Below are 16,794 nucleotides of genomic sequence, written 5' to 3' on the forward strand. Positions count from 1 at the left end.
GTACACTTAATATCAACCATCATTCTGGAGGGATCAGCTCGTGGAAAGAATTTCATGGAATCAATATTTTATGGCACAAAGCCATTTGCTTGCTTTACGAAGCACCTGTGAGCGGTTAGCTGTTGGGGCGACCATCGTAAGGGACAAGCGCATCATTGCAGGGGGGTATAATGGCTCCATTGCCGGTGATGTTCATTGTGCGGATGTAGGATGCTATGTCATTGATCATCACTGTGTTCGCACGATCCATGCGGAAATGAATGCTATTTTACAATGTGCCAAATTTGGTGCACCTACAGCTGATGCTGAAATATATGTCACACATTTTCCATGTTTACAGTGCTGTAAAGCCATCATTCAAGCGGGCATACGGACAGTGTACTATGCAAAGGATTATAAAAATCATCCATATGCCGTTGATTTATTCGAGCAGGCGGGTGTTCAAACAGAGCAAGTTGAATTAGATGAAATGATCATCGACTTAAAAAATCAAGAAAAATTGGCCTTTGTTGCAGATTTAATTGGGAAGCTGAGTGAATCAGGACTTAGCGAAACAGAAATTCGCGATATGCATGAGAAGGCGAATCGATTATTTACTTCCTATGTTTAAATATTTGCCGTTTGGGGCAATTTCAGCAGCTGTTGGAATTGCTCTGGCTGCATATCATCTTCATATATATTTCCTTCTCTTTCTTCTCATCATATTACTTCTCAGCCTACTGAAAAAAATGCCCCAGCTTTTTTTAATGGTCAGCCTATGCGGGGCTGTCTATACACTCATTTTTATGGTTCATGAGTCTCTTGAAACGGAGCTAGCCGTACAAGAAAAATTCCTATCTGGTTCCGTTGTGATTGAAAGCATTCCGAAAACAGATGGCAATCGTTTTTCAGCGACTGTATCGACAGTCCATGAACGACTAGCCACTTTTTATACAATTCAAACAGAGCGTGAAAAAGAGGCATTAAAAGAGGTAGAACCTGGTATGAGCTGTCACATGACAGGTGATGTACGCCCAGCAAAACACGCCACCATTCCTAATGGGTTTCAATACGATCAATTTTTAAAAACAAAAGGCATTGACGCTATTTTTCTGCCGCAGTCGATCAAAAACTGTATAAAAAAAGGCGGTTCTTCCTACTATCTTCAAGCGATGAGGCAAAAGGGTTTGACATTTTTAGAGGACCATGTGCCAAAACACTCTGTTGGCATTGTACAGGCACTTATTTTTGGCGATCGTGAGTTGATAGAACCTGACATATTAAGAGATTATCAAATGCTCGGCATTATTCATTTACTAGCGATCTCAGGACTGCATGTGCAAACGCTTCTTGCCTGTATATTTTGGTGTCTCCTTCGCGTGGGTGTGACAAGAGAGACAGCACGTATTCTTCTATTATGCTTTCTTCCTGTTTATGCTTGTTTGACAGGCGCTGCACCATCTGTTTTAAGAGCTTGTCTCATGGCAGGAATTTATTTAGTGATGACTAGTCTGCCAAAAGAATTGAAACAGCCTTCTGCTGTGGTATTAAGTGCAACGTTTTTACTCTTGTTAGCGATTCATCCTCTTTATTTATTTGATATCGGATTTCAGCTTTCCTTCGTGGTGACGTTTTTTATTTTGTTATCGACGAGGATTTTATCGAAAGCAAAAAGTTCGGTCATGCAATTATTCCTGATTTCCTTTATTGCACAGCTAGCTTCGCTCCCTGTTCTTTTATATCATTTTCATCAATTCTCTTTACTGAGCGTTCCTTTGAACATGATATTTGTTCCTTTTTATACGACGATCGTCATGCCGCTATCCTTACTCTTTTTTCTTTTGACGATCATTTATCTTCCGCTTGGACAAACATTGTTTCAACTTCTTGATTCGGTGATCCAGCTTAGTCATCAATTGTCAGCCTATATGGCTGATTTTGATGGATTCAACTTGATTTTTATGAAGTCAACTTGGTGGCATATTGTTCTTGAGGTGAGTGCCTTAATTGTTCTGTTAGTTGTGATGGAGTGCAAAACGTCTGTGAAGTCCTATGCTGTGCCGCTCCTTTTTCTCATTGGTGTCTTGAGTGTTCACTATTTCACCCCGAATTTTTTTGAAAAAGGGGAAGTGACGATGCTGGATGTAGGACAGGGGGATAGTTTGTTTATTCAGCTGCCCTATCGAAAGGGGCACCTGCTTGTGGACACGGGAGGCAGGCTTTCTTTTGAAGAAGAACCGTGGAAAAAAAGACGAAAAGTGTCTACGATCGGTGATCAAACGCTGATCCCGTTTTTACATTCTAAAGGTATAGCGAAACTTGATGTCCTTATTCTGACGCATGCGGATCAAGACCATATGGGAGAAGCGGTTCGTTTAATCAATCGAAATAAAGTAAAGCGGCTGGCTATACCAAAAGGCTTTGCACGGAGTCCAGAGGAAGCGGAGCTGTTAAAAGAAGCAGCTGATCAAGGGATCATGATTGATGAATTAGAGAGAGGAGATCAGCTTCAGATTGGAGAGCAAATATTTGACGTTCTTCATCCGTCTCGTGATCGAGTGACAACTAAGAATAATGATTCACTTGTTTTGACATTTACTCTAGGCGGGAAGCGGTTTATGCTCACTGGAGATCTTGAACAAGAAGGGGAGCGAGACATTATAAAAGCCTTTCCTCATCTGCGGGCAGATATCTTAAAGGTTGGACATCACGGGAGTAAAGGGTCAACAAGCGAAGAATGGCTTCAGCATCTCAAGGCCTCACATGCACTCATTTCAGCAGGTGAACGCAATCGTTATCAGCATCCACATCAAGAAGTTTTGAAGAAATTAAAGGACCAGCAAATGAAGGTGTATCGTACAGATACCGACGGGAGCGTGACGTATGAATTTCTCGATGAGGAAGGAACGTTTTACACTCATCCTCCATATGATATCTTACAAACTCAATAAAAAAACTGCCATAAAGGCAGTCATGTAACCTTCATGAAGTTAAGATCCAACGAGGTGTATAATGGTTGCCAAAATAAACATTGAGGCGAAAAATCCGAATGTGACGATAAAACCAACGGCTGAGTCGGTCACATCATTCCGCTTGCTTTGAACATTTTTTTCAAATTCATTCATTTTCATCCCTCCTGGCTAATTTTAGTATACTTGAACTCATTTGGAATTGCTAGAAGGTAAAGTAACCGTTTTCCATTTTCATGTTCATTTTGTGAATATCGTCTGACAGCAGGCTGACCCGGGAGCTTGCGCCGGACGTTTACTATAAATGAGGAGGCGGCACTTTCAGCTTCCTCTTTACTAATGTCTTCGCACACTTTAGGATAGAGGAGGAAGTGAAAGAGAGGGATTCAATTGATGGTCTTTGATGTATGGAACAATTTAAAACGAGGGGATATCCATCCCGTTTATTGCTTATATGGGAAAGAAACATATTTACTGCAAGAAACCGCCGCTAAATTGAGACAAGCTGTAGTAGACGAGGAAACGAAAGATTTTAATTACTCCATCTTCGATATGGAAGAGGTGCCGCTTGAACAGGCTGTGACCGATGCAGAAACATTTCCGTTTATGGGAGAAAGACGTCTCGTCGTGATCAAGAATCCTTATTTTCTTACAGCTGAGAAGAAAAAGGAAAAGATCGAGCATGAGCTTTCTGTATTAGAAGCTTATTTAGAAAAGCCTGCGCCCTATACCATTCTCGTGTTATTAGCACCATATGAAAAGCTGGATGAGCGTAAAAAAATCACCAAATTGCTAAAAAAGAAAGCTGCTGTTGTTGAGGCGAAAGAATTAAACCCAAAAGAAACAACTGATTTCACCATTACACTGGTGAAGACAGAAGGAAAGATGATTACATCTGAAGCGGCTGAACAGCTTGTGATGTTATGCGGCGGAAGTCTATCTTCTCTATTCCAAGAGGTTCGGAAGCTAAGTACATATATTGGAGAGCGGGAAGAAATTGAGTTAGCAGATGTCAATCAGCTCGTTGCAAGAAGCTTAGAGCAAAATATTTTCGAGCTGATTAATCAAATCGTAAACAGACGCCGCTCTGAGGCCATGCAGATGTTCTATGACCTCTTGAAGCAAAATGAGGAACCCATTAAAATATTAGCACTCATTTCAACTCAATTTCGATTGATTTTACAGACGAAGTACTTCGCTCAGCAAGGCTATGGGCAAAAACAAATTGCTTCAAACCTAAAAGTCCACCCATTCCGTGTCAAACTCGCTATGGATCAGGCAAGACTGTTTTCAGAAGAAGAGCTTAAGCAGATCGTCAAAGAGCTTTCAACAATTGATTATGAAATGAAAACGGGTAAAAAGGACAAACAGCTATTGTTAGAATTGTTCCTGCTTCGACTATTAGGCGCTTGAACATAAAAAAACGACCTTCTAAAAAGAGGGTCGTTTTTGTTTAGATGTATAATTGCCAGTCTGTCCTTAAGGCTCGGCCAGTCAGGACGGACGTACAGTTAAACAGGTGCCTCATTACTGAGGCGTTGCAAGCATTATGCAGAAAGTCCGTTTACTTGTTTAGCAAGTCTTGATTTGTAACGCGCAGCTGCGTTTTTGTGTACAAGACCAGTTTTAACGGCTTTGTCAATGCGTTTTGCAGCAGAAGCAAGAGCAGCTTTTGCTTGCTCAGCATCGTTGTTAGCTACAGAAACTTCAACTTGTTTAATCGCAGTACGCATCGCAGACTTGATTGTTACGTTATGTGCACGGCGTTCGTTATTCGTTTTTGTACGTTTGATCGCTGATTTAATATTTGGCATGTGTTTCACCTCCTAAGATACAACCTAAACACAATTGTCTTAAGGTTAAATCTTCACAATAGAACAAATTGTATTCTATCAAACACACCTTTAGAATGCAATATAAATGTAAAGTATTTTTCATTGATGACGTGCTCGAATGTTTCTTTCAAGAGATGGAAAGACTACTGTTAATTACTTGGTGGAAGGAGTCTTTTTATGGAGAAACAGAAACTCGATTTAAGCGTTTATCAAATCCGGACAGACCTGGCTGTTGAAACAAAAGAGATACTAGAACAAGAGAACGATCCGAATGTCGTCAAAAAGGACGGGATCCAAGGGATCGTCGAAAAAGAAAAAGATGAGCAAGGCATCCGCATCCGTACTGTAGAAATCACGAAAGAAGGGGAGGAGCTGACCGGCAAAAAGGCAGGGACATACTTGACGTTTGAAGCGCAAGGCATTCGGGAGAAAGACTCTGAGATGCAAGAAAAAGTCGTCCAAGTCTTTGCCCGTCATTTTGCTCAGTTTTTAAAAGACAGAGGCATTCAGGCAGATGCGAGCTGCCTTGTAGTAGGACTGGGAAACTGGAATGTCACGCCTGATGCACTAGGTCCTCTCACAGTCGAAAACCTGCTTGTGACCCGTCATCTCTTTGAATTGCAGCCGGAAAATGTTCAGGAAGGCTATCGCCCAGTTTCCTCTTTGTCGCCAGGTGTGATGGGACTGACCGGTATTGAAACAAGTGACATTATCCAAGGTGTGATTGAGCGGTCTAAGCCTGATTTTGTCATTGCTGTCGACGCCCTTGCTGCTCGTGCGGTGGAACGAGTGAATACAACCATTCAAATTTCTGATACAGGTATTCATCCCGGTTCTGGTGTAGGGAATAAGCGAAAAGAATTAAGTAAAGAAACATTGGGCATCCCAGTGATTGCGATTGGCGTTCCGACAGTGGTGGATGCAGTAACGATTGCTAGTGACACAATTGATTATGTCTTAAAGCATTTTGGTAGAGAACTAAAAGATGATAGACCATCCCGCTCTCTTGTGCCGGCTGGTTTGACATTCGGGAAGAAAAAAGTGCTCAACGAAGAAGACTTGCCAGATGAGGAAACACGTCAATCATTCTTAGGCATCGTAGGAACCCTTCCAGAAGAAGAGAAAAGGCAGCTGATCCATGAAGTACTTGCGCCGCTCGGGCAAAATTTAATGGTCACGCCTAAAGAAGTCGATACATTCATTGATGATATGGCAAACGTACTTGCCAACGGATTAAACACAGCGCTTCATCAAAAAATCACTCAAGATAACAAGGGTTCATATAATCATTAATCGGTTCTACTTTCTCTAGCTCGCTCATAGTGTAATTACTAGAAAGCGTGCTGGAGGGAGTAAATCATGAAAAAAAGACCCCGCCGTCCTCGACAGTTGGTCGTTGCGATTAATGGAACGAAAGTAGTCAAAAGTATTTTCTTATTTATTGCCGCTCTTGTTGTGGTGTTTGTGATGTCAGGGGCTTTAACATCTTTAAAACCTGAGCTGAGGCCGCAAGCCTCTTTATATGGTGTAGCAGATGAGCTCTCTGGCGCATTTTTTGCTACATTAATGGGCATGGAAAACCAATATTTCGCCTCAGCAGTTCCAGAAGCTCAAAAAGGATTTCATTTCTCTGGGCTGTCACTGAAGCTTGCAACCAGTATTAATTTAGAAGACCCGCGCAGTTTTCTAGGAAGAGAACTTCCAGGCTTTGAACATTTTGATACAAAAATCATCTTAGCGGGTGAAGGCACAGACTATACCAACATGCCAATGGAATCGCCGCCTCCGAGTGAAGTGATCCAAGATGAAAAAGAAGCAAATTTAGCTGAACTGGACAAGCTCGATGAAGATGGGCCGAAAAAGCCTGCCAAAGAACCGGACCGGTCAACAGGAAAACGAAAAGCTGTGTACATTTATCACACACATAATACGGAATCATATTTACCATTTTTAAAAGGAGAAACGAACCCAAATAATGCACGGCACTCAAAAGTGAATGTTACCCTTGTCGGCGACATGTTTGGAAAGGCACTTGATCAGCAAGGAATCGGCAATACAGTCGACAAAACGGAAATTGAAAAAAGACTCGTGAAAAAAGGATTAAAGTATCCGCAGTCTTATAATGAATCAAGATTGGTCGTGAAAGAAGCCTTAGCGAAAAATGATGACCTCGATTATTTAATTGATATTCACCGGGACTCAAGAAGAAAGAAAGATACGACTGTCGAAATCAAAGGGAAGAAATATGCGAGAATTGCGTTTGTTGTAGGGAAGAAGAATCAAAGCTATGAGAAAAACTTAAAGCTTGCGACAGAGTTCCACCATTTGATGGAGAAAAAATATAAAGGTCTTAGTGTCGGTGTGTTTGCCAAAGGAGAAATTGGCGATAATGGAATCTATAATCAAGATTTATCTGACAAGGCCCTTCTTTTAGAATTTGGTGGAGTAGATAATAATATGGAAGAATTAAGAAATGCATCCAATGCAGCAGCTGATGTATTCAGCGACATTTTCTGGGACGCGGAAAAGGTGGACGGCAAAGCAAAGGATGAGAAAAAACGCTCTTAAGGTGGTGACGGGTATGGGCTCATTTATTGGAAAAACCATTATTTTAGGATTGGTCTTGCTGTTTGGTGTCTTTTTAGGAATGCAGCAAGCGAATAATGGCATGCTGCAAATGAAGGGCTACCATGATCCGCAATTAAAAGGAGCTTTCTCCATTCAAATGAACGAAGATGAAGAAAAGGAAGCTTCTATCTTAGGAACGGCTGTTACAGAAAAGGATCTTGCCGAAAAACAAAAGCAGCTGGAGGAAATAGAAGGCTTTAATGCCTTTTCCAAAGCAGGAAAAGCCCTGTCTGATGGTATGACACATGCAGCCCGTTCTCTTTATGATTGGGTGAATGGGAAATAAACGAATTTCATGAGATATCACCCTTTTAATCAAAGCCGCTGACCGATAAGCGGCTTTTCTTGATTTCGATTGAATCTTTACAGCCCTATTGATATAATCTAACCTAGCGCAACCCGCGTTTTATAGTAGGAGTGATAGATTGTGACAGATAAAGAAAAACGATTAGAACGGCAATCAAGAATTCGAAATTTCTCCATTATCGCCCATATTGACCATGGGAAATCCACATTGGCGGACCGTATTTTGGAAAAAACAGCGGCGATTACTCAACGGGAAATGAAAGAACAATTACTTGATTCCATGGATTTAGAGCGTGAACGCGGCATAACGATTAAATTAAACTCTGTCCAGCTGAAGTATAAGGCGAAGGATGGAGAAGAATATATCATGCACCTGATTGATACACCAGGGCATGTCGACTTCACCTATGAGGTATCTCGAAGCCTAGCTGCCTGTGAGGGTGCGATTCTCGTAGTAGATGCAGCACAAGGAATTGAAGCACAGACACTTGCGAACGTTTATTTAGCTCTTGATAACAACTTAGAAATTCTTCCGATTATCAATAAAATCGATCTGCCGAGTGCAGAGCCTGAGCGTGTAAGAGAAGAAATTGAAGATGTCATCGGGTTGGATGCGTCTGAAGCTGTTCTCACCTCTGCTAAGGCGGGTATTGGAATCGAGGATATTTTAGAACAAATCGTTGAAAAGGTGCCGGCACCTGCTGGAGATCCAGAAGCACCACTTCAAGCCCTTATTTTTGATTCTCTTTACGATGCGTATCGCGGCGTTATTGCGTACATACGAATTGTTGAAGGAACCGTCAGACCTGGTCAGAAAATTAAAATGATGGCGACGGGGAAAGAATTTGAAGTTCTTGAAGTCGGCGTTTTCACACCAAAAGCCATGCCTACAGATGAACTCACCGTTGGAGATGTTGGCTACTTAACAGCTGCGATTAAAAATGTCGGTGATACACGAGTAGGGGATACGATCACAAGTGCGGAAAACCCTGCGAAAGAAGCGCTGCCAGGATACAGAAAGCTAAACCCAATGGTATACTGCGGACTTTATCCGATTGATACAGCGAAATACAACGACTTACGTGAAGCGTTAGAAAAGCTTGAATTAAATGATTCTTCACTTCAATATGAGGCAGAGACATCCCAAGCACTTGGCTTCGGTTTCCGCTGCGGCTTCCTTGGAATGCTTCATATGGAAATCATCCAAGAACGGATTGAACGTGAATTTAAAATTGATCTGATTACGACAGCGCCAAGTGTTATTTATGATGTATATATGACAGATGGAGAAAAAATCGTCGTAGATAACCCGTCCAATCTGCCTGATCCGCAAAAGATTGAGCGAATTGAAGAACCATATGTAAAAGCAACAATGATGGTGCCGAACGATTATGTAGGCTCTGTGATGGAGCTTTGCCAAGGAAAGCGCGGAAATTTCATCGATATGCAGTATCTTGATGCGAACCGTGTGAGCATTGTGTACGAAATTCCTTTGGCAGAGATCGTATACGAATTCTTTGATCAGCTAAAGTCCAACACAAAAGGCTACGCGTCCTTTGATTATGAGCTGATTGGCTATCGTCCATCGACGCTGGTGAAGATGGATATCATGCTGAATGGCGAAAAAATCGATGCCCTTTCCTTTATTGTTCACCGCGATTATGCATATGAACGAGGTAAGATCATCGTAGAAAAGCTAAAAGAACTGATTCCGCGCCAGCACTTTGAAGTGCCAGTTCAAGCAGCAATCGGTCAGAAAATCGTTGCTCGTTCCACCATTAAAGCGATGCGTAAAAACGTACTTGCCAAATGTTATGGTGGAGACATTTCCCGGAAAAGAAAGCTTCTTGAGAAGCAAAAAGAAGGGAAAAAGCGCATGAAGCAAGTGGGCTCTGTTGAAGTCCCGCAAGAAGCATTTATGGCCGTGCTGAAGATGGATGACAGCACACCGAAAAAATAACCATCCTCAAGGCTGCTTGCTTTACAATGTTCGCCTTGACGTTTATAGTCGATAACAAACAAAGGCGCCGCAGCGATAAACTGCGGCTCTTTACCTGTAAAGAAGGTGTCATCAAATGAAAGCAGCATACATTCACATTCCATTTTGTGAGCACATTTGCCACTATTGTGATTTCAATAAATTTTTCATTAAAACGCAGCCAGTCGATGAATACTTAGCGGCTCTTGAAAAAGAGATGCAGCATACGATCGAACAAAAGGGCGAGCAGGAACTCAAGACGATTTTTATTGGCGGGGGAACCCCGACATCACTGACTGTCAGCCAGCTAGACAAGCTCATGAACAGCATTCACCGTGTATTAAAGCCGACAAAAAAACTGATTGAATTTGCAGTGGAAGCGAACCCAGATGAATTATCACTCGAGAAGCTGCATGTGTTAAAAGAAGCCGGTGTCAATCGGCTGAGTTTTGGCGTTCAAACCTTTGAAGACGATTTGCTCAAAAAAATCGGACGAGTTCATCAAAAAAAGGATGTCCTTACGTCCTTTGAGCGGGCTAGAGCTGTTGGATTTAACAATATTAGCCTCGATCTCATGTTTGGCTTGCCGCATCAAGAAAAGCATCATGTGATGAATTCACTTGAGACAGCTTTCTCGCTGGGGGCAGAGCATTATTCGGTTTACTCACTCATCGTCGAGCCGAAAACCGTTTTTTACAACTTAATGCAAAAGGGAAAACTTCATTTACCGCCGCAAGAACGTGAGGCTGAAATGTATGAGCTTGTGATGGATGAAATGGAGCGCCATGGATTAAAGCAGTACGAAATTAGCAATTACGCCAAACCTGGCTTTGAAAGTCAGCATAACCTGACCTATTGGAGCAATGAAGATTACTTCGGTTTTGGTGCAGGCGCACACGGGTATGTAGATGGCGTCCGAAATGTGAACGCAGGGCCGGTGAAGCATTATTTGGAGCTGATTGACCAAACAGGGTTCCCGTATAAGGAAACACATGAGGTCACAAAAGCAGAGCAAATAGAAGAAGAAATGTTTCTAGGTCTTCGAAAGATCGAAGGAGTGAAAAGTGCTGATTTCCAAGCAAAATATGGTACTGCACCAGAAGCACTTTTTCCCACTGTTCTTGAAGAATTAGAAGAAAAAGGCCTCATTGTAAAAGATGACATCGGGATCCGTTTAACAAGAAAAGGAAAATTGTTAGGGAATGAAGTATTTCAAGCGTTTCTCGGTGAGTTATAATTGACATTTTAATTTGAGTTTGGTAATTTTGTTTATACAATTAGCACTCGTTGAAAGAGAGTGCTAACAGGGGTGATGATGATGTTAACAAATCGTCAGCTTTTGATTCTGCAAGTCATCATTAATGACTTTATTCGTTCGGCGCAGCCAGTTGGATCAAGGACTCTTTCTAAAAAAGAAGACATTACATTCAGCTCTGCGACGATTAGAAACGAAATGGCTGATTTGGAGGAACTTGGTTTTATTGAAAAGACCCATTCTTCATCAGGAAGAATTCCTTCCGAAAAAGGATATCGTTATTATGTAGATCATTTGCTCTCTCCGCGAAAACTGTCGTCTAAAGAGCTTGTGCTCATCCAGTCGGCCTTTCAGGAGAAAATTTTTGAGCTGGAAAAGACAGTTCAAAAATCGGCGGAAATTTTATCAGATCTCACAAACTATACATCGATTGTGCTTGGTCCAAAGCTAAGTGAAAATCGATTAAAGCAAATTCAGCTTGTCCCTGTTCAGCCGAACAAAGCAGTGGCAATCATGATTACAGACAGCGGACATGTTGAAAACAAAACCATTACCTTCTCTGAGCATCTCGATGTCTCCGATATTGAGAAGCTGATGAATATTTTAAACAGCCGCCTAGCCGGAGTCCCGATGGATCAGCTGAAGGACAGAATGTATAAAGAAGTTGTGATGCTTCTTCGCACGCATTTAAAAGATTATGATCATATTTTAGATGCGCTCGGCAATACATTTACATCGACTCAAAATGAATCAAAACTTTTCTTTGGCGGGAAGATTAATATGTTGAATCAGCCAGAGTTTCATGACATTGACCGCATTCGTTCACTCATGATGCTTATTGAGCAAAAGAATGATGTCATGCAGCTGTTTCATCCAAATCAGCAAGGAATCACCATTAAAATCGGTTCAGAAAACAATTTGGAAGCGATGGAGAACTGCAGCTTAATCACAGCCACTTATTCGATTGATCAAAAATCACTCGGCTCCATTGCTGTCATCGGTCCAACCCGTATGGATTATGGCAGGGTTGTCAGTCTCTTGCATCATGTATCAAAAGACTTGTCAAACGCACTTTCCAATTTGTATGATGAGTAGGGTGATAAAAGATAGGGGCATAGCCCCTTCGTATTTTTGAATCTTTTGAGGGAGGTGAACACAATGTCAGAAGAAAAACAGACACCTGAGCAAGAAGCAGAGGTTGAAGCACAAGAAGAAGCAGTTCAAGCAGATACTGAGGAAGTAACACATGATGAACAGTCTGCCTTCCAAGAAAAAATCGATGAATTGCAGCAGCTTCTAGATGAAAAAGAGAACAAAATTCTGCGTGTTCAAGCAGATTTTGAAAACTATAAACGCCGTGCTCGAACTGAAGTGGAGACCGTGCAAAAATATCGTTCTCAACATGTTGTCAGTGATCTTCTCCCAGCTCTTGATAACTTTGAAAGAGCGCTTGGAATTGATCCAGACAATGAGCAGACGAAAAGTTTGTTAGAAGGAATGCAAATGGTTTACCGCCAGCTGGTAGAAGCGTTGAAAAATGAAGGCGTTGAACCAATTGAAGCTGTCGGCAAAGAGTTCGATCCAAACCTTCATCAAGCCGTCATGCAAGTTGAAGATGAAAACTATGATTCAAATATTGTTGTAGAAGAATTGCAAAAGGGCTATAAACTCAAAGATCGAGTTATTCGTCCATCAATGGTAAAAGTAAATCAATAACTACATAATGGGAGGTCATCGAATATGAGTAAAATCATTGGGATTGACTTAGGAACAACAAACTCATGTGTTGCAGTACTTGAAGGCGGCGAGCCAAAAGTCATTGCAAACGCTGAAGGAGCACGTACAACACCATCTGTTGTCGCTTTTAAAAACGGAGAGCGCCAAGTGGGTGAAGTAGCAAAACGTCAATCAATTACAAACCCAAACACAATCATGTCTGTTAAAAGACATATGGGTACAGATTATAAAGTAGAAGTTGAAGGCAAGAACTATACACCGCAGGAAATCTCTGCAATCATTCTTCAACACCTTAAATCTTACGCTGAAAGCTATCTTGGTGAAGAAGTAACAAAAGCTGTTATCACAGTTCCTGCTTACTTCAACGATGCAGAACGTCAAGCAACGAAAGATGCTGGTAAAATTGCCGGTCTTGAAGTAGAACGTATCATCAACGAACCAACAGCAGCTGCACTTGCGTATGGTTTAGATAAAACAGATGAAGATCAAACGATTCTTGTATACGACCTTGGCGGCGGTACATTTGACGTGTCAGTTCTTGAACTTGGAGACGGCGTCTTTGAAGTGCGCTCAACTGCTGGGGACAACCGTCTAGGTGGAGACGATTTTGACCAAGTCATCATTGATCACCTAGTGGCTGAATTCAAAAAAGAAAATGGCATTGATCTTTCTAAAGATAAAATGGCGCTTCAGCGTTTAAAAGATGCGGCTGAAAAAGCGAAAAAAGATCTTTCAGGTGTATCTTCTACACAAATTTCACTGCCATTTATCACAGCTGGAGAAGCAGGACCTCTTCACCTTGAATTAACGTTAACGCGTGCTAAATTCGAAGAGCTTTCTGCAAATCTTGTAGAGCGTACAATGACACCAGTACGTCAATCACTAAAAGATGCTGGTTTATCTGCTAGCGAGATTGATAAAGTCATCCTTGTAGGTGGATCAACTCGTATTCCTGCAGTCCAAGAAGCAATCAAAAAAGAAACAGGCAAAGAGCCTCATAAAGGTGTAAACCCTGATGAAGTTGTTGCACTTGGTGCAGCGATCCAAGGTGGAGTGATCACAGGAGATGTCAAAGACGTTGTTCTTCTTGACGTAACACCACTTTCTTTAGGAATTGAAACAATGGGCGGCGTGTTCACGAAACTGATTGAACGTAATACAACAATTCCAACAAGTAAATCTCAAGTATTCTCAACGGCTGCTGACAACCAAACAGCTGTAGATATCCATGTCTTGCAAGGTGAGCGCCCAATGGCTGCAGATAACAAAACATTAGGCCGCTTCCAATTGACTGATATCCCGCCAGCACCACGCGGCGTACCACAAATTGAAGTATCATTTGATATCGATAAAAACGGTATTGTCAACGTACGTGCGAAAGATATGGGTACAGGCAAAGAGCAAAACATCACAATCAAATCTTCTTCAGGTCTTTCTGATGATGAGATCGAAAAAATGGTCAAAGAAGCAGAAGAAAATGCTGAAGCAGATGCGAAGAAAAAAGAAGAAATCGAAGTGCGCAACGAAGCAGATCAATTAGTGTTTACAACTGAAAAAACATTAAAAGATCTAGAAGGCAAAATCGATGAAGAGCAAGTGAAAAAAGCAAACGACGCGAAAGATGCACTAAAAGCTGCGATCGAAAAAGGCGAGTTTGAAGACATCAAAGCGAAAAAAGATGAGCTGCAAACAATCGTTCAAGAATTAACGACAAAGCTCTATGAAGAAGCTGCAAAACAAGCACAAGCTCAGCAAGAAGGCGCTGAAGGTGCTCAAAAAGCAGATGACAATGTAGTGGATGCAGAATACGAAGAAGTAAACGACGATCAAGAGAAAAAATAATCACCTTTACTTTTGAAAAAGACTGCTGAAACGTACTCGTCAGAAAGTCAAAGTCAGGATCTCTTGGCTTTGACTTTTTTTCTTTTCAACGATGAAAGGAATTGAAAAAAGTTAAATCAAAATGATACAATCGTATTTATGTGAGAAAATCGGGAGTGTGAAGAGATGAGTAAGCGTGATTACTATGAAGTGCTTGGCGTAAGTAAGAGCGCCTCAAAGGACGAAATCAAAAAGGCATACCGCAAGCTTTCAAAAAAGTATCACCCTGATATTAATAAAGAAGCTGGCTCAGATGAGAAATTCAAAGAAGTAAAAGAAGCCTATGAAACCCTTTCTGATGATCAAAAGCGTTCGCATTATGACCAGTTCGGTCATACCGATCCAAACCAAGGCTTTGGCGGTGGCGGTTTTGGTGGAGGAGGAGACTTTGGCGGCTTCGGCGGCTTTGATGACATCTTCTCTAGTATTTTTGGCGGCGGAGCGAGAAGAAGAGATCCAAATGCACCGCGCCAAGGAGCGGACCTGCAATATACAATGACGCTTTCATTCGAAGAAGCGGCATTTGGAAAAGAAGCAACGATTGAAATCCCTCGTGAAGAATCTTGTGAAACATGTCATGGATCAGGTGCAAAGCCTGGTACGCAGGCGAAAACTTGTTCACATTGCGGAGGATCTGGTCAATTAAACGTTGAACAGTCAACCCCATTTGGTAAAGTGGTCAACCGCAGAGTATGTAACTACTGTAGCGGAACAGGGAAACAAATTGATCATAAATGTTCAACATGCGGCGGATCTGGCAAAGTGCGTAAGCGTAAGAAAATTAACGTGACGATCCCTGCAGGTGTTGATGATGGTCAGCAGCTCAGAGTATCTGGTCAAGGTGAACCAGGTGTAAATGGAGGACCTCCAGGCGATCTATTCGTTGTATTCCATGTGCGTGCGCATGAATTCTTCGAACGTGATGGAGATGACATTTACTGCGAGATGCCGCTCACCTTTGCCCAAGCTGCATTAGGTGACGAAATTGAAGTGCCAACATTACACGGAAAAGTAAAATTAAAAGTTCCTGCTGGCACTCAAACTGGCACGAAGTTTAGACTTAAAGGAAAAGGTGTGAAAAATGTACGCGGCTACGGCCAAGGCGATCAGCATATCGTTGTACGTGTCGTCACACCGACAAATTTAACAGACAATCAAAAAGATATCATTAGAAAATTTGCTGAAGTGAGCGGAAATAAACCGGACGAACAAGAAATGAGCTTTTTCGATAAGGTAAAACGCGCATTTAAAGGCGAGTAAGACGGATAAGGAGTTGGTAGTATTGAAGTGGTCAGAAATTAGCGTCCATACAACAAATGAAGCGGTGGAACCGATCACCAATATTTTGCATGAAGCAGGTGCAAGTGGTGTCGTGATTGAGGACCCGCTTGATTTAGTCAAGGAACGTGAAAATGTATACGGTGAGATCTACCAGCTCGATCCGAATGACTATCCGGATGAAGGTGTCATTGTCAAAGCCTATCTTCCAATGAACAGCTTTTTGATGGAAACGGTAGATGAGATCAAAGAAGCCATCAACAATCTTCTTCTATACGATATTGACCTTGGACGCAATACACTGTCAATTTGTGAAGTAAATGAAGAAGAATGGGCCACCGCATGGAAGAAATACTATCATCCTGTGAAAATTTCTGAAAAATTCACCATCGTTCCAACGTGGGAAGAATATACACCGGTTCATTCTGATGAACTGATTATTGAAATGGACCCTGGAATGGCATTTGGAACAGGTACGCATCCCACAACCGTCCTTTGTATTCAGGCGCTTGAGCGCTATGTAAAGGAAAACGATACGGTGATTGATGTTGGAACAGGCTCTGGGATTTTAAGTGTGGCAGCAGCGATGCTTGGTGCAAAAGACATTCAAGCCTTTGATCTCGACACCGTTGCGGTAGAAAGTGCGAAGCAAAACATCGAACTCAATGGTGTAAGTGAACAAGTGGCGGTCAAACAAAACAACTTGCTTGATGGGATTTCAGGTGAGCGTGATGTGATTGTCGCCAACATTCTGGCAGAAGTAATTTTGCGCTTTACAGATCAAGCCTATGACCTATTGAAGAAAGATGGCTATTTCATTACATCAGGCATCATTGGACAAAAGAAATTACAAGTCAAAACAGCATTAGAAGAAGCAGGATTTGATATTGTTGAAGTGCTGTCAATGGAAGATTGGGTCAGCATTATAGCGAAAAAATAAAGCGAGTA

The 16,794-nt window shown here is 41.8% G+C and carries 15 protein-coding genes; 13 read left to right on the forward strand and 2 right to left on the reverse strand.

The window, feature by feature from the left end; genetic code table 11:
• Positions 1-40 precede the first annotated feature (40 nt).
• Together C9414_RS06995 and C9414_RS07000 are read left to right on the forward strand one after the other, a co-directional pair.
• Positions 41-610, forward strand: a complete 570-nt coding sequence (locus C9414_RS06995) for a ComE operon protein 2 (RefSeq protein WP_106025010.1) — start codon at positions 41-43, stop codon at positions 608-610.
• On the forward strand, positions 603-2,930 hold the full coding sequence (locus C9414_RS07000) for a DNA internalization-related competence protein ComEC/Rec2 (RefSeq protein WP_107163340.1): 2,328 nt from the start codon (positions 603-605) through the stop codon (positions 2,928-2,930). The genes C9414_RS06995 and C9414_RS07000 overlap by 8 nt, the downstream gene beginning before the upstream one ends.
• Positions 2,931-2,969: 39 nt before the next feature.
• Here the strand turns inward: C9414_RS07000 and C9414_RS07005 are convergent, their stop codons facing one another.
• Positions 2,970-3,104: a YqzM family protein gene (locus C9414_RS07005; protein WP_012010638.1), complete on the reverse strand. Its 135-nt coding sequence runs from the start codon at positions 3,102-3,104 to the stop codon at positions 2,970-2,972.
• 237 nt (positions 3,105-3,341) lie between these two features.
• Between C9414_RS07005 and holA the strand changes: the two genes are divergently transcribed.
• Positions 3,342-4,361, forward strand: a complete 1,020-nt coding sequence (holA, locus tag C9414_RS07010; RefSeq protein WP_047201921.1) for a DNA polymerase III subunit delta — start codon at positions 3,342-3,344, stop codon at positions 4,359-4,361.
• A gap of 134 nt (positions 4,362-4,495) precedes the next feature.
• Here holA and rpsT read toward each other — a convergent pair whose 3' ends face one another.
• Positions 4,496-4,762, reverse strand: coding sequence for a 30S ribosomal protein S20 (rpsT, locus tag C9414_RS07015; RefSeq protein ID WP_024423042.1), 267 nt, complete (start codon positions 4,760-4,762; stop codon positions 4,496-4,498).
• Between the two features lie 198 nt (positions 4,763-4,960).
• Between rpsT and gpr the strand changes: the two genes are divergently transcribed.
• The 10 genes from gpr to prmA all read left to right on the forward strand — a co-directional run bounded on the left by gpr (position 4,961) and on the right by prmA (position 16,786).
• Positions 4,961-6,076 carry a GPR endopeptidase gene (gene gpr, locus C9414_RS07020; RefSeq protein WP_047201920.1) on the forward strand — a complete coding sequence of 372 codons (1,116 nt, stop codon included), beginning with the start codon at positions 4,961-4,963 and terminating at the stop codon, positions 6,074-6,076.
• A 66-nt stretch (positions 6,077-6,142) separates the two neighbouring features.
• On the forward strand, positions 6,143-7,351 hold the full coding sequence (locus C9414_RS07025) for a stage II sporulation protein P (RefSeq protein ID WP_107163341.1): 1,209 nt from the start codon (positions 6,143-6,145) through the stop codon (positions 7,349-7,351).
• A gap of 13 nt (positions 7,352-7,364) precedes the next feature.
• Positions 7,365-7,697, forward strand: a complete 333-nt coding sequence (locus tag C9414_RS07030) for a YqxA family protein (protein ID WP_047201918.1) — start codon at positions 7,365-7,367, stop codon at positions 7,695-7,697.
• Between the two features lie 141 nt (positions 7,698-7,838).
• Positions 7,839-9,677 (forward strand): translation elongation factor 4, encoded by a 1,839-nt coding sequence (lepA, locus tag C9414_RS07035; RefSeq protein WP_024423038.1) that lies wholly within the window; start codon positions 7,839-7,841, stop codon positions 9,675-9,677.
• Positions 9,678-9,792: 115 nt separating this feature from the next.
• Complete coding sequence (hemW, locus tag C9414_RS07040) at positions 9,793-10,932, forward strand: radical SAM family heme chaperone HemW (protein WP_107163342.1); 1,140 nt, start codon at positions 9,793-9,795, stop codon at positions 10,930-10,932.
• 81 nt (positions 10,933-11,013) lie between these two features.
• Complete coding sequence (gene hrcA / locus C9414_RS07045) at positions 11,014-12,045, forward strand: heat-inducible transcriptional repressor HrcA (protein ID WP_003217350.1); 1,032 nt, start codon at positions 11,014-11,016, stop codon at positions 12,043-12,045.
• A gap of 63 nt (positions 12,046-12,108) precedes the next feature.
• Positions 12,109-12,666, forward strand: coding sequence for a nucleotide exchange factor GrpE (grpE, locus tag C9414_RS07050; protein WP_041086263.1), 558 nt, complete (start codon positions 12,109-12,111; stop codon positions 12,664-12,666).
• A 24-nt stretch (positions 12,667-12,690) separates the two neighbouring features.
• Positions 12,691-14,529 (forward strand): molecular chaperone DnaK, encoded by a 1,839-nt coding sequence (gene dnaK / locus C9414_RS07055; protein ID WP_107163343.1) that lies wholly within the window; start codon positions 12,691-12,693, stop codon positions 14,527-14,529.
• Between the two features lie 165 nt (positions 14,530-14,694).
• The gene (dnaJ, locus tag C9414_RS07060) at positions 14,695-15,828 is read left to right on the forward strand and encodes a molecular chaperone DnaJ (RefSeq protein WP_024427952.1); all 1,134 of its coding nucleotides are present in this window, start codon (positions 14,695-14,697) and stop codon (positions 15,826-15,828) included.
• 22 nt (positions 15,829-15,850) lie between these two features.
• Positions 15,851-16,786, forward strand: coding sequence for a 50S ribosomal protein L11 methyltransferase (gene prmA, locus C9414_RS07065; RefSeq protein WP_106049858.1), 936 nt, complete (start codon positions 15,851-15,853; stop codon positions 16,784-16,786).
• The last annotated feature ends 8 nt before the right edge of the window (positions 16,787-16,794 follow it).

The organism is Bacillus sp. Nf3 (assembly GCF_003028545.1).
Taxonomy (GTDB): domain Bacteria; phylum Bacillota; class Bacilli; order Bacillales; family Bacillaceae; genus Bacillus; species Bacillus safensis.

Excerpts from the sequence above, each read along its gene's own strand:
- C9414_RS07000 (WP_107163340.1), top strand. The coding sequence starts at position 603 with ATGTTTAAATATTTGCCGTTTGGGGCAATTTCAGCAGCTGTTGGAATT.
- C9414_RS07005 (WP_012010638.1), bottom strand. The coding sequence starts at position 3,104 with ATGAATGAATTTGAAAAAAATGTTCAAAGCAAGCGGAATGATGTGACC.
- holA (WP_047201921.1), top strand. The coding sequence starts at position 3,342 with ATGGTCTTTGATGTATGGAACAATTTAAAACGAGGGGATATCCATCCC.
- rpsT (WP_024423042.1), bottom strand. The coding sequence starts at position 4,762 with ATGCCAAATATTAAATCAGCGATCAAACGTACAAAAACGAATAACGAA.
- gpr (WP_047201920.1), top strand. The coding sequence starts at position 4,961 with ATGGAGAAACAGAAACTCGATTTAAGCGTTTATCAAATCCGGACAGAC.
- C9414_RS07025 (WP_107163341.1), top strand. The coding sequence starts at position 6,143 with ATGAAAAAAAGACCCCGCCGTCCTCGACAGTTGGTCGTTGCGATTAAT.
- C9414_RS07030 (WP_047201918.1), top strand. The coding sequence starts at position 7,365 with ATGGGCTCATTTATTGGAAAAACCATTATTTTAGGATTGGTCTTGCTG.
- hemW (WP_107163342.1), top strand. The coding sequence starts at position 9,793 with ATGAAAGCAGCATACATTCACATTCCATTTTGTGAGCACATTTGCCAC.
- hrcA (WP_003217350.1), top strand. The coding sequence starts at position 11,014 with ATGTTAACAAATCGTCAGCTTTTGATTCTGCAAGTCATCATTAATGAC.
- grpE (WP_041086263.1), top strand. The coding sequence starts at position 12,109 with ATGTCAGAAGAAAAACAGACACCTGAGCAAGAAGCAGAGGTTGAAGCA.
- dnaK (WP_107163343.1), top strand. The coding sequence starts at position 12,691 with ATGAGTAAAATCATTGGGATTGACTTAGGAACAACAAACTCATGTGTT.
- dnaJ (WP_024427952.1), top strand. The coding sequence starts at position 14,695 with ATGAGTAAGCGTGATTACTATGAAGTGCTTGGCGTAAGTAAGAGCGCC.